General features: G+C 47.3%; 3 protein-coding genes. All 3 read left to right on the forward strand.

The window, feature by feature from the left end; all coding sequences use genetic code 11:
- Positions 1-58 precede the first annotated feature (58 nt).
- Genes EPX21_RS08580 through EPX21_RS08590 form a run of 3 tightly spaced genes read left to right on the forward strand, consistent with a single transcriptional unit; the run spans position 59 to position 2,278 of the window.
- Positions 59-340 (forward strand): hypothetical protein, encoded by a 282-nt coding sequence (locus tag EPX21_RS08580; protein WP_041387005.1) that lies wholly within the window; start codon positions 59-61, stop codon positions 338-340.
- 1 nt (position 341) lies between these two features.
- Positions 342-695: an IS66 family insertion sequence element accessory protein TnpB gene (gene tnpB, locus EPX21_RS08585; RefSeq protein ID WP_013668143.1), complete on the forward strand. Its 354-nt coding sequence runs from the start codon at positions 342-344 to the stop codon at positions 693-695.
- Between the two features lie 35 nt (positions 696-730).
- A complete protein-coding gene (locus EPX21_RS08590; RefSeq protein ID WP_134089258.1) occupies positions 731-2,278 on the forward strand; it encodes an IS66 family transposase in 1,548 nt (515 codons plus the stop codon).
- Positions 2,279-2,294: the final 16 nt, after the last annotated feature.

Raw genomic sequence — 2,294 nt, forward strand, 5'->3', positions numbered from 1 at the left:
GTATCCACCCTATGGTCCACGTCTATGAATAGTGTTATGTTGTTTCTAGCTTTGCTGTATGAGCAAAGAAGAAAAAAGATCGCAGATGCTATCGGTGATAGCAGATTGGCAGCAGAGCGGGAAAAGTAAGAAGGCTTACTGTTTGGAGAAAGGTATCAATGAAGCTACGTTTTATTACTGGTTTTCGCGCAGCAAAGAAAACGACACGTGCAGCGGTCGCTTTGTAGCAATGGAAAAGTCCGTCAAGAAAAGCGAAGTTGAAGTTATCTATCCCAATGGGGTGCGGATCAAGGTAGATACCGATCTTGGTTTACTTTCCCGGCTGATCCGTCTTTACTGATATGTTTTCATTGGGGTCCTCTCACCGGTTCTACCTCTACGATGGGCATTGCGACATGCGCAAATCATTTGACGGACTCTGCGGGCTGGTGATTTCGGTGATGAATCGGCAGCCGACCAGCGGTGAGGTATTTGTGTTTTTGAACCGTAGCCGTACCCATATCAAACTTCTGCACTGGGAACACGGCGGCTTTGTCCTTTATTACAAACGGCTGGAGCAGGGTACTTTTGGTACATCCTCACTTAAAAAAGGTGAACTGTCATGGAGCGATCTGGTATTGCTCATCGAGGGCGTCCAGGTTGTAAAATGCATACAGAAAAAACGCTATTCATTGCCACAAAAACAGCTTTTCTGATTGCAGGAACGCAGCTAAAACCGTATCTTTAGGGTATGGAAACAGCGCTGGAAAATCTATCAAAAGAGGAGCTTTTGGAGCTTGTTTCCACCCAGACCCTACAGATATCGTCGCTTTCCGAAGACCGGGAATCGCTGTCCCGGGAATCATCTGTAAAAGACGAAAAGATCGAATATCTGGAGTCCCAGCTTGCCATGTACAGGCGTATGCAGTTCGGCCAGAAGCGCGAACGCTTTGAAGGCGATCCCAACCAGACTGCACTCCCGTTTGAGGCAGAGCCTATAGCAGTAGAGCAGCAACAGGAGGAAATCAAACAAAAGATCGAGTATACCCGCAAACGCCCAAAGCATAAGGGACGTGCGAAGTTACCTGAACATCTATCTGTAGAAGAGATCAAGATCTATCCCGAAGGAGACCTGTCGGAAATGGTCTGCATCGGAAAAGAGATCACCGAGGAACTGGAGTGCGAGCCTGCAAAGTTTTATATCAAACGCTATATCCGCTATAAATACACGCCTAAAAAGGGAGATGGCGTACGTATCGGCGAACTTCCAGAGCGTGTCATCGACAGAGGTATCCCCGGAGCAGGCCTGTTGGCGATGATACTGACAGGAAAATACGTCGATCATCTCCCCCTGTACCGCCAGAAACAGATCTTCGCCAGAGAGAACATACAGATCGCTTCTTCAACGATCGAAGGATGGACAAAGGAATCCCTGATAAAACTCCAGCCGCTTTATGAACAGCTTGTTTTTGACATAAAGTCAAAAGGATATCTGCAGGTGGATGAAACCAGAATAAAAGTATTGGACAGTGACAAAAAGGGCGCTGCCCACCAGGGCTGGTATTGGGTGTACCATGCCCCGCTGGACGGTATGGTGCTGTTCGACTACCAGCCCACGCGCGGGCAGGTGGCCGCAAAGAAGCTGCTGGATACCTTCAAAGGCTACCTGCAGAGTGATGGGTACAAGGTCTACGAAAAGTATGGGCAGAAAAAAGATGTTACGCATCTGGCCTGCTGGGCACACACAAGAAGGGAATTCGAGCGTGCTTTGGATAATGACCGCCCAAGGGCAGAAAAAGCACTTCTGATGATACAGGGGCTCTATAAGATTGAACGAAGGGCAAAAGAAGAACAGCTTACCGCAGAGCAGGTCAAAGAACTGCGTCTTGAAGAATCCCTGCCCATCATCAACGAACTGGGCAAATGGATCTTTCAGGAGATAAAAAGCACACTCCCCAAAAGCCAGCTCGGTAAAGCAATGGCTTACGCATACTCCAGATGGGATGCCCTCTTAGCCTACCTGTATGATGGGAATCTGCAGATCGATACAAACCAATGCGAAAATGCCCTTAGACCCTGTTGTCTGGGTCGCAAGAACTACTTATTTGCAGGTAGCCATCAGGCAGCACAACGGGCCGCTATGATCTATTCCTTCTTTGCTATATGTAAAAAGCATGAAGTCAATCCGTTCCAATGGCTGAAGCATACTCTGCTAAATATTGCATCAATAAACCATAAAAACATAAAAGATCTGTATCCGCAGAACTATAAACAAATTATGCTCAAATCAAACACGTAGTCCATAGGACGGATAC

The organism is Olivibacter sp. XZL3 (assembly GCF_004368405.1).
Taxonomy (GTDB): Bacteria; Bacteroidota; Bacteroidia; order Sphingobacteriales; family Sphingobacteriaceae; genus Olivibacter.